General features: G+C 44.8%; 23 protein-coding genes and 2 riboswitches. Of the genes, 2 read left to right on the forward strand and 21 right to left on the reverse strand.

The genetic code is table 11. The features are described from left to right. Positions 1-63: 63 nt before the first annotated feature. From purF to mneS, 21 genes are all read right to left on the reverse strand, one after another. Positions 64-1,494: an amidophosphoribosyltransferase gene (gene purF / locus V756_RS0117695; RefSeq protein ID WP_024715845.1), complete on the reverse strand. Its 1,431-nt coding sequence runs from the start codon at positions 1,492-1,494 to the stop codon at positions 64-66. Continuing rightward, positions 1,470-3,698, reverse strand: a complete 2,229-nt coding sequence (gene purL, locus V756_RS0117700) for a phosphoribosylformylglycinamidine synthase subunit PurL (protein ID WP_024715846.1) — start codon at positions 3,696-3,698, stop codon at positions 1,470-1,472. Before purL ends, purF begins: the two co-directional genes overlap by 25 nt. Further along, positions 3,682-4,365 (reverse strand): phosphoribosylformylglycinamidine synthase subunit PurQ, encoded by a 684-nt coding sequence (purQ, locus tag V756_RS0117705; RefSeq protein ID WP_024715847.1) that lies wholly within the window; start codon positions 4,363-4,365, stop codon positions 3,682-3,684. The genes purL and purQ overlap by 17 nt, the downstream gene beginning before the upstream one ends. Further along, on the reverse strand, positions 4,362-4,616 hold the full coding sequence (gene purS, locus V756_RS0117710) for a phosphoribosylformylglycinamidine synthase subunit PurS (RefSeq protein ID WP_024715848.1): 255 nt from the start codon (positions 4,614-4,616) through the stop codon (positions 4,362-4,364). The genes purQ and purS overlap by 4 nt, the downstream gene beginning before the upstream one ends. Beyond that, entirely contained in the window at positions 4,609-5,334 is a 726-nt protein-coding gene (gene purC, locus V756_RS0117715) for a phosphoribosylaminoimidazolesuccinocarboxamide synthase (RefSeq protein WP_024715849.1), read from the reverse strand. Before purC ends, purS begins: the two co-directional genes overlap by 8 nt. 74 nt (positions 5,335-5,408) lie before the next feature. Further along, positions 5,409-6,704: an adenylosuccinate lyase gene (gene purB, locus V756_RS0117720; protein WP_024715850.1), complete on the reverse strand. Its 1,296-nt coding sequence runs from the start codon at positions 6,702-6,704 to the stop codon at positions 5,409-5,411. After that, positions 6,701-7,843 carry a 5-(carboxyamino)imidazole ribonucleotide synthase gene (gene purK / locus V756_RS0117725; protein ID WP_024715851.1) on the reverse strand — a complete coding sequence of 381 codons (1,143 nt, stop codon included), beginning with the start codon at positions 7,841-7,843 and terminating at the stop codon, positions 6,701-6,703. Before purK ends, purB begins: the two co-directional genes overlap by 4 nt. Next, positions 7,836-8,324 (reverse strand): 5-(carboxyamino)imidazole ribonucleotide mutase, encoded by a 489-nt coding sequence (gene purE, locus V756_RS0117730; RefSeq protein ID WP_024715852.1) that lies wholly within the window; start codon positions 8,322-8,324, stop codon positions 7,836-7,838. The genes purK and purE overlap by 8 nt, the downstream gene beginning before the upstream one ends. A gap of 140 nt (positions 8,325-8,464) precedes the next feature. Continuing rightward, a riboswitch (purine riboswitch) is annotated at positions 8,465-8,566 on the reverse strand. A gap of 79 nt (positions 8,567-8,645) precedes the next feature. Next, positions 8,646-8,843: an NETI motif-containing protein gene (locus V756_RS0117735; protein WP_024715853.1), complete on the reverse strand. Its 198-nt coding sequence runs from the start codon at positions 8,841-8,843 to the stop codon at positions 8,646-8,648. Then, the gene (locus tag V756_RS0117740; protein ID WP_024715854.1) at positions 8,843-9,397 is read right to left on the reverse strand and encodes a DUF2179 domain-containing protein; all 555 of its coding nucleotides are present in this window, start codon (positions 9,395-9,397) and stop codon (positions 8,843-8,845) included. The genes V756_RS0117735 and V756_RS0117740 overlap by 1 nt, the downstream gene beginning before the upstream one ends. Before the next feature lie 214 nt (positions 9,398-9,611). Beyond that, positions 9,612-9,779 (reverse strand): Fur-regulated basic protein FbpA, encoded by a 168-nt coding sequence (locus V756_RS01000000122715; protein ID WP_032682149.1) that lies wholly within the window; start codon positions 9,777-9,779, stop codon positions 9,612-9,614. Between the two features lie 159 nt (positions 9,780-9,938). Next, entirely contained in the window at positions 9,939-10,736 is a 798-nt protein-coding gene (locus tag V756_RS0117755; protein WP_024715855.1) for a DUF6574 domain-containing protein, read from the reverse strand. Between the two features lie 185 nt (positions 10,737-10,921). Then, a complete protein-coding gene (pbuG, locus tag V756_RS0117760) occupies positions 10,922-12,244 on the reverse strand; it encodes a hypoxanthine/guanine permease PbuG (protein ID WP_024715856.1) in 1,323 nt (440 codons plus the stop codon). Between the two features lie 135 nt (positions 12,245-12,379). Beyond that, a riboswitch (purine riboswitch) is annotated at positions 12,380-12,481 on the reverse strand. 141 nt (positions 12,482-12,622) lie between these two features. Then, positions 12,623-14,095, reverse strand: coding sequence for a DUF4179 domain-containing protein (locus V756_RS0117765; protein ID WP_024715857.1), 1,473 nt, complete (start codon positions 14,093-14,095; stop codon positions 12,623-12,625). Next, entirely contained in the window at positions 14,077-14,610 is a 534-nt protein-coding gene (locus V756_RS0117770) for a sigma-70 family RNA polymerase sigma factor (protein WP_024715858.1), read from the reverse strand. Before V756_RS0117770 ends, V756_RS0117765 begins: the two co-directional genes overlap by 19 nt. Before the next feature lie 134 nt (positions 14,611-14,744). Continuing rightward, on the reverse strand, positions 14,745-15,731 hold the full coding sequence (locus V756_RS0117775; protein ID WP_024715859.1) for a DUF2971 domain-containing protein: 987 nt from the start codon (positions 15,729-15,731) through the stop codon (positions 14,745-14,747). Between the two features lie 80 nt (positions 15,732-15,811). Continuing rightward, the gene (gene guaA / locus V756_RS0117780; protein ID WP_024715860.1) at positions 15,812-17,353 is read right to left on the reverse strand and encodes a glutamine-hydrolyzing GMP synthase; all 1,542 of its coding nucleotides are present in this window, start codon (positions 17,351-17,353) and stop codon (positions 15,812-15,814) included. A gap of 160 nt (positions 17,354-17,513) precedes the next feature. Then, on the reverse strand, positions 17,514-19,727 hold the full coding sequence (locus tag V756_RS0117785) for a DUF4129 domain-containing transglutaminase family protein (protein ID WP_024715861.1): 2,214 nt from the start codon (positions 19,725-19,727) through the stop codon (positions 17,514-17,516). A 21-nt stretch (positions 19,728-19,748) separates the two neighbouring features. After that, complete coding sequence (locus V756_RS0117790; protein WP_024715862.1) at positions 19,749-20,930, reverse strand: DUF58 domain-containing protein; 1,182 nt, start codon at positions 20,928-20,930, stop codon at positions 19,749-19,751. Next, a complete protein-coding gene (locus V756_RS0117795) occupies positions 20,930-21,892 on the reverse strand; it encodes an AAA family ATPase (protein ID WP_024715863.1) in 963 nt (320 codons plus the stop codon). The genes V756_RS0117790 and V756_RS0117795 overlap by 1 nt, the downstream gene beginning before the upstream one ends. A gap of 147 nt (positions 21,893-22,039) precedes the next feature. Next, positions 22,040-22,912, reverse strand: a complete 873-nt coding sequence (mneS, locus tag V756_RS0117800; protein WP_024715864.1) for a manganese transporter MneS — start codon at positions 22,910-22,912, stop codon at positions 22,040-22,042. Positions 22,913-23,323: 411 nt separating this feature from the next. Here mneS and gabP point away from each other — a divergent pair, with 411 nt between their 5' ends. Further along, positions 23,324-24,736: a GABA permease gene (gene gabP / locus V756_RS0117810; protein WP_024715865.1), complete on the forward strand. Its 1,413-nt coding sequence runs from the start codon at positions 23,324-23,326 to the stop codon at positions 24,734-24,736. 151 nt (positions 24,737-24,887) lie between these two features. Continuing rightward, the gene (gene cotA / locus V756_RS0117815; protein ID WP_024715866.1) at positions 24,888-26,429 is read left to right on the forward strand and encodes an outer spore coat copper-dependent laccase CotA; all 1,542 of its coding nucleotides are present in this window, start codon (positions 24,888-24,890) and stop codon (positions 26,427-26,429) included. Positions 26,430-26,454 lie beyond the last annotated feature (25 nt).

The following is a 26,454-nucleotide window of genomic DNA, read 5'->3' on the forward strand; positions in this document are numbered from 1 at the left end:
CCCGAACGAGGGCAGAAAGAGAAAGGCAGCCGAACTGCGCTGCCTTTATGTCATTTTCAAGTTTTATTTGGTTAATACTGCTTCTTTTACATGAGGAAGCACTGTATCCTGGTAAATTTCAGTCGGATATTTTCCTGTAAAGCAAGCGAGACACTGTCCGCAATTAGAGTCTTCGTATTTTCTGCCGATGCCTTTCAGAAGCCCATCCACACTCAAAAATGAGAGGGTGTCTGCTCCGATTTCCTGACGGATTTCTTCAACTGAATGTGATGAAGCGATTAATTCTTCATGTGTGGACGTATCAATCCCGTAAAAGCACGGATGAGCGATCGGCGGTGAACTGATTTTCACATGCACCTCTGTCGCACCCGCTTCTCTGAGCATCGTGACAATCCGGCGGCTTGTTGTTCCTCGCACGATAGAGTCATCTACCATGACGACACGTTTGCCTTCCACAACCCCGCGCACCGCAGACAGCTTCATTCTCACGCCTTGCTCGCGCAGAGCCTGGGACGGCTGAATAAATGTTCTCCCGACATAGCGGTTTTTGATTAAGCCAAGCTCATACGGGATGCCTGTTGCTTCTGCATAGCCGATCGCCGCAGAAATACTGGAATCCGGAACCCCTGTTACGACGTCTGCTTCAACTGCGGATTCCTGAGCCAGCATTTTGCCAAGGTTTTTGCGCGCACTGTGCACGTTAATACCGTCAATGTTGCTGTCAGGTCTGGAGAAATAAATGTACTCCATGCTGCAAATGGAACGGTTGATATTCATGGAAAAACGCTCTGATTTCATGCCTTCATCATTGATGATCAGCATTTCACCCGGCTCTACCTCACGAAGGTACGTTGCGCCGACGACGTCAAATGCGCATGTTTCTGAGGCGACCACATAAGCGTCGCCCATCATGCCGATTGACAGCGGTCTTAGCCCGTTCGGGTCAAGCGCGACGATCATTTCTGTTTCGGTCATAATCAGGAATGCGTAGGCGCCTTTCAGCATGGAAAGCGCGTTTTTTATTTGATCCTTCAGCGTGAAGTGGCCGCTTCTTTTGATCAAGTGAGCCAAAACCTCTGTGTCCGAAGAGGTTTGGAAAATGCTCCCTTGATTTTCAAGCTGCTGCTTCAGCTGAGTGGCGTTGACAAGGTTACCGTTATGGGCAAGCGCCAAGCTGCCGTTGTTTTGGGAACGGAAGAGGAGCGGCTGAACATTTTCATATCCGCCTCCTCCAGCCGTTGCGTAACGAACGTGCCCGATAGCGCCTTTTCCCTTTACTTTGCTGAGCTCGCCATTTTGGAACACTTCAGTGATCAGCCCTTGGCCTTTATGCGCCGTCAATTTTTCACCGTCCGTCGCGACAATTCCCGCGCCTTCCTGGCCTCTGTGCTGGAGGCTGTGGAGGCCGTAATACGTGATTTGCGGGGCTTCTTCATGTCCCCAAATCCCAAATACGCCGCACTCTTCATTTAAGCCTTTGATTTCAGCAAGCATGGGATAGCTCCTTTCCATGCGCGCTCAAGCTCTTTCGTTTGCGCATGAATCAATTGTTGTCCGTCTTGGTTTTGAATCGCCAGAAGTCCGTCAGCCGTTACCTCACCGATATGAACCGCATCTTCCACCGCTGCTTCAAACGCTGCTTGGTGTTCTTTTTTCACCGAAACGACGAAACGGGATTGAGATTCAGAGAATAATAACGCCGCTTCCCCTTCAACAGTCACGTTGGCGCCAAGGTTTTCCGTCGTCATGACACTTTCTGCAATCGCTACGCCTAAGCCGCCTTCAGATACGTCATGCGCAGATTGAACGAAGCCTTTTTTAATCGCATCAAGCAATGCTCTTTGACGAGACAGCTCTACATCAAGATCGATTTGCGGCGCTTTGCCGTAAATGCTGCCTTCTGTCATTTTTTGCAGCTCGCTTCCGGCAAACTCAGATTTTGTTTCGCCGATCACGTATACGAGATCTCCCGCTTGTTTGAAATGCTGTGTTGTAATGTGCGCTGTATCTTCAATTAAACCGACCATGCCGATAACAGGTGTCGGGTAGATCGCCGTGCCGTTTGATTCGTTATAAAGCGATACGTTTCCGCCGATAACCGGTGTGCTGAGAACATTGCACGCCTCGCTGATGCCGTCAGCCGCTTTTTCGATCTGCCAGAAGATTTCCGGCTTCTCCGGATTTCCGAAGTTAAGGTTGTCTGTGACTGCAAGTGGTTCTGCACCTGAGCAAATGATGTTGCGCGCCGCTTCAGCAACAGCGATTTTCCCGCCGACTTCAGGATCAAGATAGAGATAACGCGCGTTACAATCAGTCGTCATCGCCAGCGCCTTTTTCGTTCCGCGGATTCTGAGAACACCCGCATCAGACCCGGGAGCGACAACTGTATTCGTCCGCACCATGTAGTCATATTGATCGTAAACCCACTCTTTGCTTGCGATCGTCGGCTGCTGGAGGAGGGCCTTCAGTGTTTCATTCGCATCCTCAATTTTCGGAGCCGGAACGTCTGTCTCTAAAAACTCGCGGTAGTACGCAGGCTCTTGAGAAGGCTTATGGTAAACTGGCGCATCTTCTGCCAAGGCATCAACAGGCAGCTCGCACACAATCTCTCCTTTGTGTGTCAGGCGAAGCATTTTATCATCTGTCACCCGTCCGACAGAAACCGCTTCAAGATCGTACTTGTCAAAAATATCGATGATTTCCTGTTCACGTCCGCGCTCGATGACCAAAAGCATCCGTTCCTGTGATTCAGAAAGCATCATTTCATATGCAGTCATGCCTGTTTCACGCTGAGGAATCAGGTCAAGGTTCATTTCAATACCGGAGCCGGCTTTACTCGCCATTTCCGCACTTGAGCTTGTTAAACCGGCAGCTCCCATATCCTGAATGCCGACTAACGCATCGCATTGGATGACTTCCAGACATGCTTCAAGCAAAAGCTTCTCCATAAACGGATCGCCGACTTGGACAGCAGAGCGTTTTTCTTCAGACGAATCAGACATTTCTTCAGAGGCAAACGTAGCGCCGTGGATTCCGTCACGCCCTGTTTTCGCTCCCACGTACATGACTGTGTTGCCGACACCCTTCGCCTGGCCTTTTTTGATGTCTTCATGGTTGATTAAACCGACGCACATGGCGTTGACGAGCGGATTTCCTTCATAGCTGCTGTCAAACTGCACTTCCCCGCCGACTGTCGGGATGCCGATACAGTTGCCGTATCCGGCGATACCCGCTACTACTTCTTCAAACAAGTACTTCACGCGCGGTGAAGTCAGTTCACCAAATCGAAGAGAGTTCAATACAGCGATTGGACGGGCACCCATTGAGAAAACGTCACGGATAATGCCGCCTACGCCAGTCGCAGCGCCTTGGTAAGGTTCGAGAGCTGATGGGTGATTATGTGATTCAATTTTGAACACAACCGCTTGGTTGTCACCGATATCAACAATTCCGGCGCCTTCCCCCGGTCCTTGCAGCACACGCTCGCCGCTTGTCGGGAATTTACGCAGAATCGGCTTTGAGTTTTTGTAGCTGCAATGCTCTGACCACATGACAGAAAAAATTCCGATTTCTGTGTAGTTCGGCAATCTGCCAAGAATGGATTCAATCAATGCAAACTCATCATCACTGACACCCATTTGCTGATACAGTTTCTCTTCTTTTATTTGTTCTTTACTTGGTTCAAGCAGTAGTGACATGAGTTTCCCTCCAATTTTTCACGATAGACTGAAACAATGTAAGACCGTCGGCGCTTCCAAGCAGTTCATCGACCGCGCGCTCAGGGTGAGGCATCATGCCTAATACGTTGCCTTGCTCATTCACGACACCGGCAATGCCGCTGACGCTTCCGTTAATATTGGAGCCGTATGTGAAAGCAATTTGATTGTTTTCTTTCAATGAAGCAAGCGTTTCATCATCACAGTAGAAATTCCCTTCACCGTGGGCAACCGGAATTGTAATCGATTGGCCCTTTTCGTAGGAAGCTGTGAATAAGGTTTCGTCGTTCTGCACAATCAGTTCAACCTGACGGCAAATGAACTTCAAATCTTTGTTGCGTCTCATTGCGCCTGGCAGAAGGCCGAGCTCCTGTAAAATCTGGAATCCGTTGCAGACGCCAAGAACCGGTTTTCCTTCAGCCGCCGCCTGTTTGACAGCTGGCATAATATTCGCAAATCGGGCGATAGCACCGCATCTCAAGTAATCGCCGTAAGAAAATCCCCCCGGAATTAACACGCCGTCGAAGCCGTCAAGGCTTGTTTCCTCATGCCAGACGTACTCCGCTTCATGGCCGAGCTCATCCTTTACAGCATGGTACATATCGATATCACAGTTGGAGCCGGGTAACACAATCACCGCAAATTTCACTGTGCGACTACCTCCTCAACTTCATATCTGTAATCTTCAATCACTGTATTCGCAAGAAGTTTTTCGCACATTTCTTTCACCAGCACGTCAAGATCGCGGTCAGATTTTTCAATGGTAAGCTCCATGTATTTCCCGATGCGCACATCCTGCACTTCGTTGTAAGTCATACTGTGCAAGGCATGCTGGACAGTGCTTCCTTGTGGATCTAGCACACTTTCTTTTAAGCTGACATAAACTTTTACTTTATACATGATGAATGCCTCCCAGTCTTTTGAAAATCTCTTCGTATGCGTCGGTTAAGCTTCCCAGATTGCGTCTGAATAAATCTTTGTCCAGCTTTTCGTTCGTGTCTTTATCCCACAAGCGGCATGTGTCAGGAGAAATTTCATCTGCCAATAGCACTTGCCCGTCTGCATCTAAACCGAATTCAAGCTTGAAATCTATTAATCTGACGTGACAATCGTCAAAAATGCTTTGAAGCTCTTCATTTACTGTTTTTGTGATAGACTTGATCGTTTCTACCTGCTCAGGAGTGGCCGCTTTCAAAAGCCAAATATGATCTTCTGTGATGAGCGGATCACCCAGCGCGTCGTCCTTGTAATAAAACTCGATGATCGGCTGTTCAAGCTCCGTGCCTTCTGGAATGCCGAGACGTTTGGACATGCTGCCTGCCACAACGTTTCTGACGACGACTTCAAGCGGCACAATCGTCACTTTTTTAATAAGCTGCTCTGTTTCAGAAATGCGCTCGATAAAGTGGTTGTGAACGCCTTTAGCGTGAAGGTGTTTGAAAATCAAGCTGGAGATCTCGTTATTTAAGCGCCCTTTTCCGCTGATTTCTGCTTTTTTCTCGCCGTTGAAGGCAGTGGCAGAGTCTTTATACACGACATACAATGTGTTTTCGTCATCGGTTTTATAGATTTTTTTTGCTTTTCCTTCGTATAAAAGTTCATTCTTCACAATATTCACGGAAGGCCTCCTAACCCGAATGTTGGGAATTTTCAAACTGCGGCGGCTAAGAAGAAGCCGCCTAAAAGCTTCTTCTATGCCAAACCTAAACGTTCAAAGATCAGATCAACATTTTTCAGATGGTAGTTGTAATCAAAGCAGTCAGCAATTTTTTCCGGAGAAAGACGAGACGTGATTTTCTCTTCCGCTTCCACAAGCTCACGGAACGGCACTTGTTTTTCCCATGCCTCCATTGCTTTTGGCTGTACTGTATCATAGGCTTCTTCACGAGTCAGGCCTGTGTCAATTAAAGCAAGCAGTACGCGCTGAGAGTAGATAAGGCCGAGAGTGCGGTCCATGTTGCGCTTCATGTTTTCCGGGAAGACGGTTAAGTTCTTCACGATGTTGGAGAAGCGGTTCAGCATGTAGTTGAGCGCGATTGTCGCATCCGGAAGAATAATCCGTTCTGCTGATGAATGAGAAATATCGCGTTCATGCCATAATGGAACATTTTCGTAAGCCGTCATCATGTAGCCGCGGATGACGCGCGCAATGCCTGTCATGTTTTCAGAGCCGATCGGGTTGCGTTTGTGCGGCATTGCAGATGAACCCTTTTGCCCTTTCGCGAAAAATTCCTCAACTTCGCGTGTTTCACTCTTTTGCAGTCCGCGGATTTCCACAGCGAATTTTTCAATGCTGGTCGCAATTAAAGCAAGTGTTGCCATATAGTCAGCATGGCGGTCACGCTGAAGGGTTTGAGTTGAAATCGGTGCTGCTTTTAATCCGAGCTTCTCACATACATATTGCTCAACAAACGGGTCAATGTTCGCATATGTGCCGACAGCGCCGGAAATCTTCCCAACCTCGATGCCTTCTTTGGCTTGTTTGAAACGCTCAAGATTCCGTTTCATTTCCTCATGCCAAAGCGCAAGTTTCAAGCCGAATGTTGTAGGCTCGGCGTGTACACCGTGTGTGCGCCCCATCATGACTGTGTATTTATGCTCTTTCGCTTTTTCTTTTATAATGTCAACAAATCTCTCAAGGTCCTTGAGCAGAATATCGTTTGCCTGTTTTAATAAGTAAGAAAGAGCAGTGTCTACAACGTCAGTTGACGTTAAGCCGTAGTGCACCCATTTTCTTTCTTCGCCCAGCGATTCGGAAACGGCGCGTGTAAAAGCGACAACGTCATGGCGCGTGTCCTGTTCGATTTCTAAAATACGGTTGATGTCAAATGACGCGTTCTCACGCATGACCTTTACGTCTTCTTTTGGAATGACGCCAAGCTCTGCCCATGCTTCACAGGCGAGAATTTCCACCTCTAACCACGCTTGAAATCTGTTTTCATCCGTCCAAATCGCGGACATTTCAGGTCTTGAATAACGTTCAATCATTCTGCTTGTCCTCCGTCTCTATTCATCCATTTATTTGTGATCTCCTGAATCCAGCGGTCTTCAGGCTGCTTCATAAATGTAATATGCCCCATTTTGCGGCCTTTTTTGATTTCATGTTTTCCATATATATATAGCTTCGCTTCTTTTAAAAGCTCCGGCTCTTCCTTCACAAGCTTTACTTCATCACCGAGGAGATTGACCATCATGCCCGGCTTCAGCAAATCTGTTTTCCCGAGCGGGAGGCCGCATACCGCCCTGATATGCTGTTCAAACTGGCTCGTTTCGCAAAGGTCGAGCGTATAATGCCCTGAATTGTGCGGTCTTGGCGCCAGTTCATTGACCAAAAGCTCGCCGTCTTCTCTCAGGAACATCTCAACAGCAAGCGGCCCGACAAGATTGAGCTCTTCTGCAAGCCTAACAGCCAGCTCAGCAGCCTTCTTCTGAATTCCTTCCTCCACCCGTGCAGGCACGATGCTTTGGAAGAGAATATTGTTGTGGTGAATGTTTTCAGCTGCCGGAAATGTTGAGATTTCACCGTTTACCGATCTGACAACGATAACCGACAGTTCCATTTTAAAAGAAACCCAGCTTTCGAGAATGCAAGTTCCGTGTTCTAAAAGAGCGGCAGCCTGCTCCATTTGCGTCTCTTCCTTGATCACAAATTGGCCTTTGCCGTCATATCCGCCGCGGCATGTTTTCAGCACTGCTGGAAGCCCGAGCTCCTGTACCGCCTGTTTCAGTTCATCCTTTGTATGGACGATTCTGTACGGTGCGACTTCACAGCCCGCTGCTTGAATTGCTTTTTTCTCTGTTTCACGGTTTTGGGTGATGAGCAGCAGCTCACTTCCTTGCGGGAGATACGCATGATCCTTTAGCCAATGCAGCGCGTCATAGTCGATGTTTTCAAACTCATACGTGATGATATCGCTGATTTCAGCCAATTTCCGAATCGCTTCACGGTCATTGTAATGAGCGGTAATTTCGATATCCGCAACCTGCCCGCACGGCGAATCTTTCACCGGATCAACAACAGCGACTTTATACCCCATTTGTTTGGCGGACACAGCCATCATTTTCCCAAGCTGTCCGCCGCCGATAATGCCGATTACAGCACCCGGATAGATGATTTGATTAAACAAGCTGATCACTGCTTTCTAACACCGTCTGTTTTGTATTTTCTCTTCTCTCATCCAGCTTCCGGGCAAGCTCTTCGTCAAAAGCTGACAAAATTTGCGCCGCTAACAGGCCTGCGTTCACAGCGCCCGCTTTGCCGATGGCTGTTGTCGCAACAGGCACGCCTCCTGGCATTTGGACGATGGAAAGAAGTGAATCCAGTCCGTTCAGCGCTTTGGACTGAACCGGGACTCCAATGACCGGCAGTGTCGTTTTCGCCGCCGTCATCCCCGGAAGATGAGCCGCTCCTCCGGCACCGGCGATGATCACCTTGATGCCTCTTTCTCTGGCCGTTTCAGCGTATTCAAACATCAAATCAGGCGTCCGGTGAGCGGAAACGACCTTTTTTTCGTACGGAACATTAAGTTCGTCAAGTACGTCGCATGCATTTTTCATTGTCTCCCAATCGGAAGTGCTTCCCATGATGATTCCTACTAGCGGCTGCATTCTGTCCCCACCTTCTCATGCTTTTGTTTTCAGAAAATAAAAAATACCCGCTCTGCATTGCACTTATGAGGAAGCAATACAAACCGGGCATGGTACATGTATCGTCAGTCGTTCGCTTCTGCGATATATCCATGTCAGTTTTATCGATCACTTTCCTGCATAGTCCGGCAATTTACGGTTGCCGGGTAGAAACTTATGGGCCATATTCCCAAGATTATATGAGGTCGTGTTTTGATTTCATGTTTATCTTAACAACGGACATGGATAATGTCAACGATATTATCGAACGATACGAAAATTCTTCCTACTAATGTTCGTGTTTTAGATCAACTTCCCTTCAAATACGATTTTTTTCCCGCACGGAACAATCTGAATTGACCCATTTTCCTTTTGTTCCATAAAAATAGGCTCTTCCATTCGCCGCACAGGCAAATATCCTTCTTCTTTCATTTGCTGAAGCACCGCATCAATGGTTTGCTGCTCTGTCACTTCAAACTTTTTCTTCTTTGGTTTTGCCATTATTCTTTAATTCTCCTCTTCTTCACTGCTTTGACCCAGAAGCCGCCATGGATTGTTTTGGGTTCATACGCAATAATAAAGGCTTTTGGATCTATTGTTTTAATCGTATCATACAGCTGGAGCTCATATCTTCTCGGTGTCAGAATCTGCAGGGCGGTGCGGTCGCCTTCAAGCCCGCCGGCCACCCAGTTTGTCACGCCGTAGCCTTTTTCCCGAAGCTGCTTCGGAAGATCAACATCAAGCTCCTTCGTAATCACGTTGACCATCATATAGCCAAGTGCCAGTTTTTCTTCTATTTTCATGCCGACAATTACGCCAAGACCGTAACCGAGCGCATACGCGATCACGTTTTGAATCTGGTCTAAGTTATCGAGCACAAGACTCAGCCCCATCACATACACCAATATTTCAATCGTACTGATGCCGGCCGCATAATAGCGCTGGCCTTTCAGCGTTAATATCATTCTTATTGTGAAAAATGATACATAAACAATATTAATAATGAGAATGATGAGAACCATGGCTGCTCCATTTGATAAGACGGTTTGCATCATTTATGTTACCCCCTACTCTTCAGCTTGCATAAAGCATTCATATTCTACTAGAGAAACGGACCGTTTACAATGAGCTGAAGCCGTCAGCCTAAAGAAAATAATTCAGCACGCTCTATGAGTTGGAACAGTAGTAGTTTACCCTCTTTCTCACTTTTTCAACACCAAAACAAAAAAGCCCGCTTTTCACAGCAGACTCACCTCTTCTCATCTATTGTCAGATCTCTTTTTTTACTTTCAGAAGGGACTTGTATTCTTTCTCAAGCTCACTCAGCGTATAATCGGCCAGCTGTTCCCCTCTTCCCTGATAAAATTCCGAGAGCAGTAATTTGGTTTTTAAAAACTGTTTCTTTTGATTAATCGCTTGGCGAAGTAAATCAGCCATGTCCATCATCCTCCTTAAATCTAAAGGTTTGTGCACTGGACGCTTACAGCATTTTCCTCATCATACATGGATTAATCCTACAAATCAATTGGGTTTTTTAGATATATTTGTAAAAAATGTGACAGAAAAAAACCGGCTGTGGACAGCCGGTTTTTTTCATTAAAGCGGGATCAGCGACGCCGTGAAATATTCAGAAATAAACGGCCAAGTCACCGCCGCAAACAGCAGCGCTACCGCAACCACAGCGAATACACAATAGATATAATCAATCGGTGCATCGTGTGCCGCCTGATGCAGACGCTGCACATACAGCGCCATCATGAAAAAGATCGAAAACAAGATCAGCACTGTAAACAGAACTGTCAGCATCGGGACATTCACGATCGCAAAGATCAGCCAAAGGATTGAAACAGCAATGACCGGCACAAGCAATGAACCCAAACCGGCAGCCGCTTCTCTGAACGTCACCTTCTGCTTTATCATATAACGGGAGACGGCCCATACAGCAAAGACCAATACCGCAAAAAAGATCAGCAAATACACAAGAACGACTAAAAATCCGTCATAAAACGCATGATGGCGTTCTCCAAACCCGAGCGGCCGATTCCAGCTCGCCTTTAATTGGAACCAGTTCCCAATTGAAAAAATCATACTGAATATAAGCATTGAAATCAGACCATATTTATAATGAGAAAAACCATCCGCCACGACGGTTTTCGCCGGTGATTTTAAAATTGAGAACGCAAAACCGCAATATCTGTTGATGGCTGCCCATACAGACGCAAGCTTGTCTTTAACAGCTGATTCACCGCGTTCCTTGTGCGGTTTCTGCTTTTGCTTTTGCTTGCTTTGCCTGCTCGCCTTTCTGGACATTCTCGATAGCGGTTCTTCATCTGCATCTATTCTTTCACTCTGGTTCATTTCTTCTTCAAACATTTCTTTTCTTTCTTCCGTCATGTCAGCAACTCCTATCAAAAAAATACGGCGGAAACTCTTATATAAGGTACCGAAGCCTTCCTGAACAGTCAAGTCATTTCCATTTAAGTAAATCATGGCGGCACATCTACATGACGGTATATCGTATGAAATGGTTTTACTTTTCGCAACAAAAAAACCAGCTGCCAGCAGCTGGTTTTTATTCCTTATTTTAAGAAGATAAAGTACAGGATAAATACGACAAACAATCCGTACATGATCGGATGAACCTCTTTGGCTTTTCCTTTGCACACCATTGTAATCGGATAGAAAATAAATCCGATGGCAATCCCAGTCGCAATGCTGTACGTTAACGGCATCATGATCATGGTAAGGAAAGCGGGAACGGCCACCTCGAACTTATCCCAAGCGATTTTGCCAAGCGGCGCTACCATCAGCGCACCGACAATAATAAGCGCCGGCGCTGTTACATTTGAAGTAACGACTGATAGAAGCGGTGAGAAAAACGTAGCCAGTAAAAAGAGAATACCTGTTACAATCGCCGCAAATCCTGAACGGGCACCCGCAGCGACACCTGAGCTTGATTCAACGTAAGAAGTTGTTGTAGACGTACCAAGTACGGCACCGATCACAATGGAAGATGAATCGGCTAAAAGCGCACGGCCCGCACGCGGCAATTTGTTTTCCTTCATTAAACCAGCCTGAGTCGCCACAGCAACAAGTGTGCCCGCTGTATCAAAAAATCCGACAAACAAGAACGTTAAAATGACGATCAGCATCTGCACGGAGAAAATATCCGGCAGGTGAATCCACGCTTGTCCGAACGTCGGCGCAAGGCTCGGCACGCTGCCGACAATATGTGTCGGAACCGGAATCAGCCCGCAGACCATACCGGCAACCGCCGTCAGCAGCATTCCGATAAATACGCCGCCGTTTACGCGGAGCACCATTAAAATAACTGTTACAATCACACCGAAAATCGTTAACAGCACAGAACCGCTGTGAATGTTTCCGATGGTGACGAGTGTAGAAGGGTTTGCAGTGATAATTCCTGATCCCTGCAATCCAACAAATGTAATAAATAGGCCGATCCCCGCGCCGACTGCCAATTTCAGCTCAGGCGGAATGGCATTGATGATTTTTTCACGAAAACCTGTTAACGAAAGAGCAACGAAAATAAGACCTGAAATGAAAACACCAGACAAAGCTGCCTGCCACGAAATGCCCATACCGAGGACGACAGAAAACGCAAAAAACGCGTTCAGCCCCATACCGGGCGCGATGGCAATCGGATACCTCGCGATCAATCCCATTAAGATACAGCCTGCTGCCGACGCCAGCGCTGTCGCTGTAAAGACCGCGCCCTGGTCAATTCTCAGCGCCTCCGGAAAATCTTTCACGCTCTCCAAAGCAAGCGTAATTGGATTGACGAACAGAATATATGCCATAGATAAAAAAGTCGTTAATCCGCCAATGATTTCATTGCGATAGCTGGTGCCCAGCTCATCAAACTGAAAATACGTTTTCAAGCTATTTGACTCCCTTCACTCTTTGCTATTTATCCTGCCCTGAAATCGCCAAATAAAAAACGCCCCAATACATTTTGGGACGCTTGACTACAGACCGATTTCAGTTTGAATAAATAAACGTGTTTTATTTATATCAAACGAAAGAAATGTTTACGTAGTCAAGCCATTTACGGTAGCTTGGTAGAAACTTGCGGGCCATATCCCCGCGATTATACGAATTCATCTTATTTGATTTCTGTGTCTATTGTACCAACATCAATTTGAAATGACAATATAAATAACGAACATTACTTGTTAAAAAAATTGGTTTATTCGTCTATTGACTAAATGAGCAACAAATGTAAAAACCGTATGCATGACTGCATACGGTTTTCCAACTTATGATGATTTTTTTTCACCAGGCTGCTTCACCTGATGCACTGGTACAGTAAACGAGAATGGCTTTAGTTGAATAAGATCATTTATAACACCTTTATCGATATACAGACCATACTTATCAAACTCAAAATGTTTTAAAGACAACTTATCAAGATAGGCATCATCCAGTTCAAAAGTGGATAGCATTTCGGCTGTGTTCATATTTTTCACTTTAGCTGTATTTGCTTTCAAATAATAACCTTCTTCATAATAAGCCAACGGATCAGCCCATGATTTCATTTTTTTCATATCACCAAGGCCAATCGTTTCACCTATATTCACTAAATCATTTTCATCCATGCTTGAGGTATCAATTCCAGTGAAGCGGTATTGTACCAATACTTTTCTTCCTTCTTGTTTCATGTTATTGATTTCAATTCCTATGTTTTGATGGTTTGTTTTTGAAATATGGAACGGCATCTCAGCATTTAGCGGAACAATTTCACTGCCCTCTGCCTCAGATTTAATATCTGCTATTAATGTTAGCTTTTTCGCTTTTGGATTGATTGGTGATTCTAACTGTGTTTGTCCTTTTACTCTTACTGTTCTCTCGTTTATTTTTCTTCGGTCCCCAAGTTCGATGTTTGACTCTGTCATCTCATATGTGTTTCCTAAATCATCTTTGACTTCGTTAATTTCAACCGAATCATTTTTTGCTATGCCTTGATAATCTATTGTAAATTGAAGGACAGATCCGAGCCTTCCATTCTCCACTTGAATATTGGAAAATTGATAACGATTATGATAAACGGATACCGATTTTGAGCTTTCTAAATAACTCGCTTTCTTTTTGATAATTGGCAGTTTGAACCTCCAATTTCCCTGTATTTCATTGATATGAGTAATCACAAAGGGTACGGTTTCCCCATTTTTTATTTGAATGCCATTTGTATAAATCCTTAATTGTCCTGCATATTGTTTGTTGTTTATTTTTTTAAGCACTAAGGAATCGTAGTTAATTGAAAAATTGTCGTTATAACTCACTTCGTCCACATCATACATGAGCTCTTTTTCATCAGACTGGAGGTTATCAACAGTAAAGTTATAGACAAGCTGTCCGGCATCGTAATAGGAGCTGTTTACAGAAACGGTGATTCCTCTGGATTCAGCCTTTTCATTCAAATCTGTGACCAAATTGCTTTCAAACAATGATAGGCCAACTTTATCTTGAAAATCTTTATAAATTTGGCCGACAATGGGTATGCTTCCCATCGCTTTGTTTACAGATGGCAGAAAAAGACCGGACGTGAAATACAATATACATACGACAGCAGCAACAGTGATTCCATTAGTAATCCTTCGTCCCCATTTAAAACGGCGTCTGCTGTTACTGTCATTTTCAGCACGAACGACAGCTTGATGTATTGCCTTTTTTAGCGCTTTCTTTGGCACTTCTATGTCATCAAATATCTGCTTCACTTGGTGTTTGTCCATTTGTTTTGATCCTCCTTTTCCAGCTCTTGTTTCAATGCTTTTCTCGCTCTATGTAAATGGGTTTTGATCGTGCCTTCTGCCATTCCTGTTTGTTCAGCTATCATTGAAATCGAATAATCTTGAAAATAGTAGAGCTGAATCGTGAGCTGAACATGTTCATCAAGTGAATCAATCGCATTTCGCAAATCCATGTATTCCTCTATATTGGCTTGATCGGTTCCAGTATCATGCTGCTGCTCAAACGGAACCAAATCGCCTTTCTTTTTATTCATGGCAAAAATGGAATTGATCAATATTCGGGTTAGCCATGTTAAAAAATACTTTGGCTCTTTTAGTTTTTCTATATGAATAAAAGCTTTATAAGCCGTTTCCTGTACAGCATCAAGTGCATCTTCTTTATTTCTCAAATAAAGATAGGCTGTTTTATATAAAGTATCCTGATGTGCCAGCATAAGCTTTTCAAAGGCGCGAGTATTTCCTTTTCTCGCCTTTGTAATCAATCTTTCTTCCTTCACCTTATCCACCTCCTATGTTGTTAGATACAAAAACTGCCGAAACGGTTTCAAAAAAGCAACAAAAAAACGTCCCTTTTTGTAAAAGGAACGTTTTTTTGTAAATAACAATGCAGCACATAAAACTTTTCACAGAGTTATAGTAAAGAAAAATTACCGCTATTTTTATCATACATAACGGTTCTTATATCGCCTTTTTCTCCAACCCCTTGAGTAAAGACTGTTGAATAATTAAAATTAATTGGGAGAGTATTATCTAGCGATACACCATTGTAATTAAAAGGATCAGTAATATCTATTTTAATTAAATGGCTATGCCATCCTCTTGAATTTAATTTATAAAGATCAAAATGATACTTTCTAGCATAATATAATATCTTATCGAAGTGTTCAAAGTCATTACCTAGTATTACAGCCTTAACAGAATCTTCTAAAGGAACAAATATTTCTTTCTCTTTGTTTTTAGTGTGGATAACAAATCTATACTCTCTTTCACCGCTCCAAGAATCTTTTTTTGTAAAAAATAATTCATTATAGAAGTATTTGATATGCTCATTCATATATTTTTCAAATCCTATACTTTTTATTTTTTCGAGGCAAAGCATATAAGGATCGGTACATGTTGGATTCAAAAAAGGATGACTCAATATAGCAACAGTAGGATAAATAAATCCTTTAAAATTACTTTTCGTTAAATTGTTTTTTTGATTAATATAGGGATAAGATAGATAATCTATTCTCCCGTGATAGATATCTCCATCCGTAAAAGTTTTTATTGAATGGTAAATCTTACTTTGATCAAAAATTATAGAAAGCCCTTTATGATTATCTGCATACTGTGCCCACATTCTCATGTCTAAGTCACACTCTTGATAATTAGGAAAAGCATTATCATAACTAAAACAACAAACTAAAAAATTATTCAGAATATAGTTATGAGCTCTTTCAAATAACCCTTCTTCGAAAAGAGCCTTATTTTTATCCTGATAACAAAAAAACTTAAAAGGCCATATTTTAGATTCTCTAGGATCATTTACACCATTTAAACTATTGAATTTTATTGAATTATTTTTAAATATATATTCTAGAGCAGTATCCGCTTTTGTAAAATGAGCTAAATGCATATCTCACCAAATTTCTCTTTATTTTCAATTTTATATTAACAAAAAAAACCATCTCTTAAAAGATGGTTTTAATCTTATTATTACTCCCACTCAATCGTCGCAGGCGGCTTACTTGTAATATCGTACACCACGCGGTTAATGTGCTTCACTTCGTTTACAATACGTGTCGAAATGACTTCAAGCACATCCCACGGGATACGCGCCCAGTCAGATGTCATGCCGTCGATTGATGTGACGGCGCGGATTCCGATTGTGTAATCATATGTTCTTGCGTCACCCATAACACCAACGCTGCGGATGTCAGGGAGAACAGTGAAGTATTGCCAGATATCACGCTCTAATCCATGATTAGCAACCTCTTCACGGAGAATCGCATCAGATTCACGAACGATTTCCAGTTTTTCTTCTGTTACTTCGCCAAGAACGCGGATTCCGAGTCCCGGTCCTGGGAAAGGCTGACGCCATACGATATCATCCGGAAGGCCGAGCTCTGTGCCAAGCGCGCGCACTTCGTCTTTGAAAAGCGTGTTTAACGGCTCGATCAGTTCAAACTGCATGTCTTCTGGAAGCCCGCCGACATTGTGGTGAGATTTGATCGTTTGCGCCGTTGCTGTACCGCTCTCGATGATATCTGTGTAAAGCGTTCCTTGTGCAAGATAGTCGATGCCTTTGAGCTTGTCCGCTTCATCATCAAACACGTAAATGAATTCATTGCCGATGATTTTGCGTTTTTGCTCAGGATCAGAAACGCCTTTAAGTTTATTTAAGAATCTGTCTTTTGCGTCTACTTTAATCACGTTCATGTTAAAGCCTTCGCTGAATGTTTTCATGACACCTTCAGCCTCGCCTTTACGGAGAAGACCATGGTCTACAAAGATACAAGTCAGCTGATCGCCGATCGCTTTATGAATCAAAGCAGCCACAACAGAGGAATCAACGCCTCCGCTTAGCGCGCAAAGAACCTGCTTGTCTCCGACTGTTTCACGGATTTTTTGCATTTCGATTTCAATAAAGTTCTCCATTGACCATTTGCCTTCACATTCACAAACGCTGAATACAAAGTTTTTCAGAAGGTCATTGCCGTACTCAGAGTGGCGCACTTCCGGGTGGAACTGAACGCCGTACCATTTTTTGTCCGCTTTGCTCATCGCTGAATTCGGGCAGTGATGGCTTGTCGCATCAACAGTGAAGCCTTCAGGAACTTCTACAACCAAATCGCCGTGGCTCATCCAAACCACTTGTTCGTTCGGAAGATCTTTGAACAAATCAGGTGTGCCTTCGATGCGGATGTTTGCTTTTCCGTATTCGCGCTGGCTTGCCGCTTCCACTTTACCGCCAAGGTAATGAGTCATCAGCTGCATGCCGTAGCAAATTCCCAAAACAGGAACATCAAGTTCGAAGATTTTCTCATCACAGCGGAAAGAGTTTTCATCATACACACTGTTTGGACCGCCGGATAAAATAATTCCTTTTGGATTCATTTCTTTAATTTCTTCAGCCGTCAATGTATGGGGATGCAGCTCGCTGTATACACCGAATTCACGGATACGGCGTGTAATCAGCTGGTTATACTGACTGCCGAAATCAAGGACAAGAATCATTTCATTCACTAACTTTGTCATGGTTGTCACCTAATCTCCTCTAAGTTTTTTGACACAGAAAAAACGAGGACAGATATGAAGCTCGCTCCGCCCTCTTTGGCAAGGCCGTTTGCCGGAGTCCGGCAACTCGCTCCCAGACTCCGATAATATTCACTAATTCTAACAACACGTCGATAAGCGGTCAAGACCATCTTCTTTTAATTAAATTTTCCCATAACTCTCTGGAATCATTCCAAAGCACTGCCGAATCTTCATTTCTGTAAAGCGCCCGTTCATAGCGTAATGTCAGCTTTGACATGTCTTTTGAGTCGTATTTTCCATCGATTCGTTTTGCATAATCACGCAGCGTTTCACTGTCTCGTTTCGGCAGCCCCCTTCTCTTCAGCTGTTTCAACAGCGCGCCATACGCTTCAAAAAATACGTGCTGATCACTGCGCTGCTTCAATTTTCTCACAGCGAAAACAGGAATCCATAACGAACGGAAAACATACAGCAATACCGCTGCCACGAGGAGAACCGCAAGGATTGCGAGCGCCAGATACCAGTCCGTCCCGGCGTTTGTATGTGAAGCGGACGGTTTTTTAGAAACCGCTGTCTCCCGTTTTTCCTTTTGTTTTTCCTTTTTTTCCGGCTGTTTTTTCTCTTCTTTCTGTTCTTCTTTCGTTTTCTCCGGTGAGCCGCTGCTGCCACTGCCAGAATCCTTTGTGTCAGAAGAAGTAAACTGAGCTGGATTCGTAAACCCTTTCGTCGGCTCAAATGTGACCCAGCCCTGTTTCGGAAAATATACCTCTACCCAGGAATGGGCGTTGTTATTTGTCACTTTGTAGATGCTGCCGTTTTTGTTTCCGGCTTCTTTATATTGGCCGGATGTATACCCCTTTACCCAGCGGGCTGGAATGCCGGCTGAACGCAGGAGCACCACCATGGCGGAAGAAAAGTTATCACAATAGCCCCTCTTCGTTTCAAACAGAAATTGATCGACATAATCCTCACCATCTTTAGGGACAGTCACTTTTTCTGTTTCATATGTGAATGCATTGGATCCTAAATAATCCTCAATCGCTTTCACCTTATCGAACATATTATCGTGATCCTGAGTGAGTTTGGTTGCGAGTGATTTCACCCGCTCTGGCAGCGAATCTGGCAGCTGCATATAACGATCGCTGAATGTGTATTCATCGCTGTTGTTTCTCACTTTTACCTTTCTCAGCTCATCCAGTTTGTAGACAGGAGAATTGTACGTTACCGTATAGCTTCCCATATTTCTGACCTCACCTGCTTGTTCACTGATCGGAGAAATTTGTTCCGTGTTCCCGTTCATTTCAAGTGAGACAGCCTGCTTTGGCTGAATGGCTTTTGCGCCGATCGGATACATCACATGGTTATACCCGTAGTGCTCATCAACTTTCACACGAATGACTTTACGCTCTGTCGCAACCTTATGGTCAAACCAAAGATTTTCAACGTTTCCTCCGCTAAGCTGATATGACATGCCTGTATCTGTTTCAACCCAGCCTTTTCCTGTATACGTATCCTTCGTTTCCACACGGAAATAGGTACGCTCTTTTCCCTGCCAGGTGAAAACAAGTGTATGATCCTGCTGAAATGGACCGCCGAGTGATTCATCGTGGTTTCCGTATCCGATTTTGCTTTCTCCAGCCGGCACCTGATTTTGATTCGTGATTTTTTTGAGAAAGGGTACTGGATCAGGCCAAGCCGGCTCTGATTTCGGAGCAGCAAGTCCGAAGCCCACCGCAGCCAAAACCAATACAGATAAAGGAAGAAACCATTTCAGGACAGATGTTTTTGGAAGGATGATTCTTTCTATCAGCTTGATGCGTTCTAAGTATAAAAGGCCGAGCATAAAGAAGCCGACCACCACAATACGGATGACGGCAAAAGTGGCATCATATGGCGTAAAGGTATCAAGAATCGTAATATACGCTACTGTCATCATAAAGAAAAACAAGATTCTTCTCTGGTAAATCACCCAATAATGAAGGAGATAGACCAAAAGCCACAGCAGCACAAAAAACAGCAATGTCCGAAACGAAGGAATCATATCATTCCATTGCCCTGATTGAATCAGCGTGATATTTAAATAGACATCCTGCAAAAAAGAACTGACCCAGCTCAAGTCAAATATAGAACCTTGATAAAACAAAATGTGTATCGAGATCAACGTAAATAACACACAAAAAGGAACGGTGACAAACCACCTCATCCTGAAAAAAGTCAGCAGAAACGTCAAGCCGATAAAGACAATAAAAAAGCCTGTATGTTTCGTATTAGTAAAATTGTCAAGCGGCCTGAGCCACTCCCACAGCAATAAAAACGCCAGAAAATAAAATAACAGCAAGCTCAAACGGCTTCCCTTCTGATCATCGTGCGGCATGCGCAACCGTCACCTCTCTTTCTAAACAACACGCGAAACTCGTCCGTCCCTCATGACCTGAACTCTGATTTGATGTTTAAGCATGCGTTCGATCATGACATTTTCCGCTTGAGAAAGCTCAGCATCTTTCTCTTTTGCCAGTATCACTGTAACCCGGCCTCCTTCGGCTGCTGCCATGTTCAGTAGATCTTCAGTAATCTGTCCCGTGACGATCACTTTGTCAGCCTGGCGAACAGACGGCTTCCCCAGCTCTTCCCGTACATAATGGCTTACCGGGTCAGGCGCATCACAATGAGCGACGGCTAAATGCCGAAGCATGCGCTTAAAATGCTGCTCTCCCTCCTGAATAGGAAAAACCGTTTTTTCCTTTCCGATTGAGGCCAAGCCTGTCCCCGCGCCATTTTTTAAAACAGAATAAAGAATCGAAGCTGTCACAGAAACGACCTCTTCGAATGCTTCACAGGAAAAGCGGTCCATGAGAAGAAACAGATTTTTGCTTCGAGACGGTTCAAATTCCTTCGTCATCAGCTGGCTCCGCCGCGCAGAAGTTTTCCAGTCTAATGCAGCAAACCGGTCTCCCGGCTGATAATTCCGCACACTCGCCGCAACTGAGGAATGGCGCAGATGAATCGGAGAAGAACCGCTTACACCGTCTTCCTGATGCCTCTCATTCACTTGGTAAGGAATACGCTGAAAGGATGGATAAACAAACAGGGTATCCTCCAGCTCATAAAAAGCTGTTTTTTCAACTAAGCCAAGAATATCTCCGGTCCGCACCCTGACAGCATGAAAATGATGTTCTCCGCGCGGCACCCGAGCTAGTTCATATGACATCGTCATCCTCCGTTTAAACCAAGGAAAAACGAGCCGTTTGGCCGCGGCTGACTCGATTCCTTCCGCAAGGCAATCTTCAACCACCATATACATCAGGGGAAACGACAGTTTTCTGGTAAGCGTAAGAGAAACGTGCAGCCTGTCTCCGGCATGCAATTGTGTTTTAGCCATTTGCCGTGATGCTTGAAAAGAGCGAAGCGGGTATAACGCAAGCAGTCCGGCATACACGACAAAAGGGAGAAACGAGTAAAACAAAAACCAGCTGACAAAGCCGCCTTGAAACATCGCGTAAGAAAATACAGCAGCCGTTAATAACGTTAATACAATCAGCTTCCATCCATATCCAAACCATTGCAGTTTCTTATTCATCAGCGAACCGACGACCTTTGAACCGGCACCTTCACAGCTGACATAATCTCCCGTATGATCGTTTCTGCCTCGATTCCTTCAAACTTCGCCTCTGGCCGCAGCAGCATCCGGTGCGGAAGCGTAAAAGGAGCCAAATATTGAATATCATCCGGAATTACATAATCGCGGTGATGCAGCAGCGCGTATGCTTGGGCCGCTTTCATGAGAGCGATTGATCCGCGCGGACTGACGCCTAATTGAACAGAAGCATGCTGTCTCGTTTTCTGCACGATTTCAACAATATATTCTTTTATGCTGTCATCAGCGCGGACATTTTGCACTTCCCGCTGTAAACGGATGAAGTCATCTTTTGCAATAACGGCCTCAAGCGTCTCAATCGGATGGCTTTTTTCCTGAAGAGATAGGACTTCCAGTTCTTCATGAAAGGACGGATAACCCATGCGCAGTTTGAATAAAAAACGGTCAAGCTGTGCTTCCGGCAAAGGATAGGTCCCTTCATATTCCACCGGGTTTTGCGTTGCCATCACAAAAAACGGAGCGGCAAGCGGCATCGTATGGCCATCCACCGTTACGCTTCCCTCTTCCATCGCTTCAAGCAAAGCCGACTGTGTCTTCGGAGAGGTGCGGTTGATTTCATCGGCCAGCACGATATTTCCCATAATCGGGCCGGGACGGTATTCAAACTCCATCGTTTTCGCATTATAGATGGAGACGCCTGTTACATCAGATGGCAGCAAATCCGGAGTGAATTGGATTCTTTTGAAATCAGCGCCGATTGTCTTTGCCAGCGCGCGGACCATCATTGTTTTTCCGACTCCGGGTACATCCTCAAGCAGCACATGGCCTTTTGCAAGAATGGCTGCTAAGCTGAGTATGGCGATGTCTCGTTTTCCAACCATTACTCTATTAATATGTTCAACTGCTTCCCCCAGCAAAGGATGCAGGTCTTCTTGGTATGCCATTCTTTTCCTCCTAGTCATCTACAAAATTCTTCATATTGTAACCTAACTTTACCACAAAAAGCGATCTGTATAAAAAAACGATTCTAGCAAATTGTTTCCAATAAAACAGGAAAAACACAAAAAAGCTTCCTGTGACAGGAAGCTCAATTATTTGTGCTCTAAAGGCTCCATATGAACATGCGAATAATCAATCGCATGCTCCTCCTTCATTCTCCGCTCAATTTCATTGGCAATATCGTGGCTTTCCGTAATATTTAAATCGGCTGATACTTCCACCACCACATCAACGTAGACAGTACTGCCCAAGTATCTCGCTTTAATGTCTTTTAATCGGCTCACACCTGAGATCCTTTCGATCGTCTGTTTATAAGCTGAAATGTCCTTTACGTCGAAGCCATCTGTCAAAGAGTGAGATGATTCTTTAAAAATATCCCATGCCGTTTTGCAAATGAGAAGACCGATCACAAACGCCGTAACCGTATCAATCCAGGCAAGATCGAATTGCGCAGCCGTAATTCCGATAAATGTGCCGATACTGACGAATGCATCTGATTTATTATCAGCCGCCGCAGCAAGGAGCGCTTTGCTATTCACTTTTTTGGCCAGCCTTTTATTGTACTGGTAGACTGCGAGCATCAGGGCTGCTCCGCCCGCTGCCGTCCATGCCGCAATCATATCCGGCGTCTCTTCTTTTGCAGAAAAAATAGATTCCCCGGCGCTGAACAGCACTTGCAATCCAACAACCATCATAATAAAGGAGGCGATAAGCGATGCGATTGTTTCCGCCCGAAAGTGGCCGTATGGATGATCTTCGTCAGGAGGCTTTTGAGAGATGCGCAGTCCGATCAGCACAGCCACCGAAACAATAATGTCAGTCGTGTTATTCAAACCGTCCGCAGTAAGTGCTTCCGAATGAAAAAGATAGCCGATCAGCAGCTTCATCGCAGACAAAACAAGATACGCGGCAATGCTGACCAGCGCTCCGGATTCGCCTTTTTTCAGTTCATCATATCTCTCCATACATAAAACCCCCTCTCCGCTCGCGTATTCCTATTTTTATGATACAAAGCTGAACCGCAGTGGGTCTACAGAAACATGATTCACCCGCCACAGGAAACTAGTGACGATGGAACACTTTTTCTCTAAGCCAATTTATTTCCCATCCCAGAAATCTCTTCAAGCCCAGTAATATCAATGCTTCTCGCAATCAAACATTTTAAAAATGATATCAAAGGATAAATATGAATCGTTGCCGGAACATTTTTTCTTTTTCATCCGAGCATGTCTGCTAAAAACACCGCAAACAAACCCTACAAATTTGAAATAAACTGTTATATTTTCTTACAGGAATTTTCGACAAATTGTATATTTATGATAGAGTTTAAATTATCATAATATTCAGTAACATATGTTTTTTAAAGGAGGTAACTTATGAACCAGTCTCAATCAGGATTAAAAAAGGAATTAAAGACACGCCATATGACCATGATTTCAATCGCGGGCGTGATTGGAGCCGGCCTATTTGTAGGCAGCGGCTCAGTGATTCACTCGACCGGGCCCGGTGCCATTGTTTCTTACGCGTTAGCCGGATTATTGGTCATTTTTATCATGAGAATGCTCGGTGAAATGTCTGCCGTAAACCCGACGAGCGGGTCGTTTTCTCAATACGCTCACGATGCCATCGGACCGTGGGCAGGATTTACAATCGGCTGGCTGTATTGGTTTTTCTGGGTCATTGTCATCGCCATCGAAGCCATTGCCGGTGCCGGCATTATTCAATATTGGTTTCATGATATTCCGCTGTGGCTGACAAGTTTGATCTTGACGATCGTGCTCACCTTGACAAATGTCTACTCCGTTAAGTCTTTCGGTGAGTTTGAATATTGGTTCTCCCTCATTAAAGTTGTTACTATTATCGCTTTTCTCATCGTTGGTTTTGCTTTTATTTTTGGCTTTGCGCCGGGCAGTGAGCCAGTCGGTTTATCCAATATGACAGGCAAAGGCGGATTTTTCCCGGAAGGCGTCAGCTCCGTATTGCTCGGCATTGTCGTTGTCATCTTCTCCTTTATGGGAACAGAAATTGTTGCCATTGCAGCAGGAGAAACAGCCAACCCGATCGAATCGGTGACAAAGGCGACCCGATCCGTTGTATGGCGCATCATCGTCTTTTACGTTGGCTCTATCGCCGTTGTTGTCGCGCTTTTGCCTTGGAATTCAGCAAATATTTTAGAAAGCCCTTTCGTCGCTGTACTTGAGCATGTTGGGGTGCCGGCAGCCGCGCAGATTATGAACTTTATCGTCCTCACAGCCGTACTCTCTTGCCTGAATTCAGGTTTGTACACCACATCCAGAATGCTGTATTCACTTGCAGAAAGAAACGAAGCGCCGCGCCGTTTTATGAAATTGAGCAAAAAAGGCGTTCCCGTTCAAGCTATTGTTGCCGGAACATTTTTCTCTTATATCGCGGTCGTCATGAACTACTTCTCACCGGAAACCGTTTTTTTATTCTTAGTCAACTCATCAGGCGCAATCGCTTTACTCGTCTATCTTGTCATCGCTGTTTCTCAGCTGAGAATGCGAAAAAAACTCGAAAAAACAAATCCGGAAGCATTGAAGATCAAGATGTGGCTCTTCCCGTTCCTAACCTACTTGACCATCATCGCCATCTGCGGAATTTTAGTATCTATGGCGTTTATTTCTTCCATGAGGGATGAACTGCTGCTGACAGGCATCATTACGGGAATTGTTCTCATCTCTTACATTGTGTTCAGAAAACGCAAGGAGAGCGTGAAAGCAGCTGCTAAGCCAGTCACCACACAGCAGCAGCCGGACATCCTGCCTTAATGCTGATCAAATCCTAAACGGCCTGCCGTTTAGGATTTTGTATTTTTTTCTTCGGTCAGGCAGGGGCATGCAGATTTTTTTGTAACCATCACGTCCTTCTTGTCATTAACTATAGTACCAATTTGGAAAATTTAGATAAGGACAGATGAAAATGACACTTGAAAAATTTGTGGATGCTCTCCCAATCCCAGATACGCTAAAACCTGTACAGCAATCTGATGAAAAAACGTACTACGAAGTCACCATGGAGGAATGCTCCCATAAGCTTCACCGCGACCTCCCCCCGACCCGGCTGTGGGGCTACAACGGCCTATTTCCGGGGCCTACCATTGAGGTTAAAAGAAATGAAAACGTCTATGTGAAATGGATGAACAACCTCCCTTCCACACATTTGCTGCCGGTCGACCATACGATTCATCATAGTGACACCAAGCATGAAGAGCCGGAAGTCAAAACCGTTGTTCATTTACACGGAGGCGTTACGCCGGCTGATAGTGACGGGTATCCGGAGGCTTGGTTTTCAAAAGACTTTGAACAAACAGGCCCTTATTTTAAAAGAGAGGTTTATCATTACCCGAATCAGCAGCGCGGTGCTATTTTGTGGTATCACGATCACGCCATGGCGCTCACCAGGCTGAATGTGTATGCCGGGCTTGCCGGCGCGTATATCATCCACGATCCAAAGGAAAAACGCTTTAAGCTGCCTTCCGGCGAATACGACGTGCCGCTTCTGATCACAGACCGCACGATCAACGAAGATGGCTCTTTGTTTTATCCAAGCGGACCGGAAAACCCTTCCCCGTCACTGCCTAATCCTTCAATCGTTCCGGCTTTTTGCGGAGAAAGCATACTCGTCAACGGGAAGGTATGGCCATATTTGGAGGTTGAACCGAGGAAATACCGCTTCCGCGTCATCAATGCCTCCAATATGAGAACCTATAACCTGTCACTCGATAATGGAGGAGCATTTATTCAGATTGGTTCAGACGGAGGGCTTCTCCCGCGCTCTGTTAAATTGAACTCCTTCAGCCTTGCGCCCGCTGAACGTTACGATATCATCATTGACTTCACAGCCTATGAAGGACAATCGATCATTTTGGCAAACAGCGCCGGCTGCGGCGGTGACGTCAACCCTGAAACAGATGCGAATATCATGCAATTCAGAGTCACAAAACCATTGGCGCAAAAAGATGAAAGCAGAAAGCCAAAGTACCTCGCTTCATACCCGTCAGTACAGAATGAAAGAATACAAAACATCAGAACATTGAAGCTGACAGGCACACAGGATGAATACGGCAGACCCGTCCTTCTTCTCAATAACAAGCGCTGGCACGACCCTGTCACAGAAGCGCCAAAAGCCGGCACAACTGAAATATGGTCCATTGTCAATCCGACGCGCGGAACACATCCTATTCACCTGCACCTGGTCTCCTTCCGTGTGATAGACCGGCGTCCTTTTGATATCGCGCGTTATCAAGAAAGCGGGGAATTATCATTTACTGGGCCGGCTGTTCCGCCGCCCCCAAATGAAAAGGGCTGGAAAGACACCATTCAAGCGCATGCAGGTGAAGTCCTGAGAATCGCGGTGACATTCGGGCCGTACAGCGGACGATACGTATGGCACTGCCATATTCTCGAGCATGAAGACTATGACATGATGAGACCGATGGATATAACAGATCCCCATAAATAATCGACAAACTTGCCTCTTGCGGGCA

This window comes from Bacillus tequilensis KCTC 13622, assembly GCF_000507145.1.
GTDB lineage: Bacteria > Bacillota > Bacilli > Bacillales > Bacillaceae > Bacillus > Bacillus tequilensis.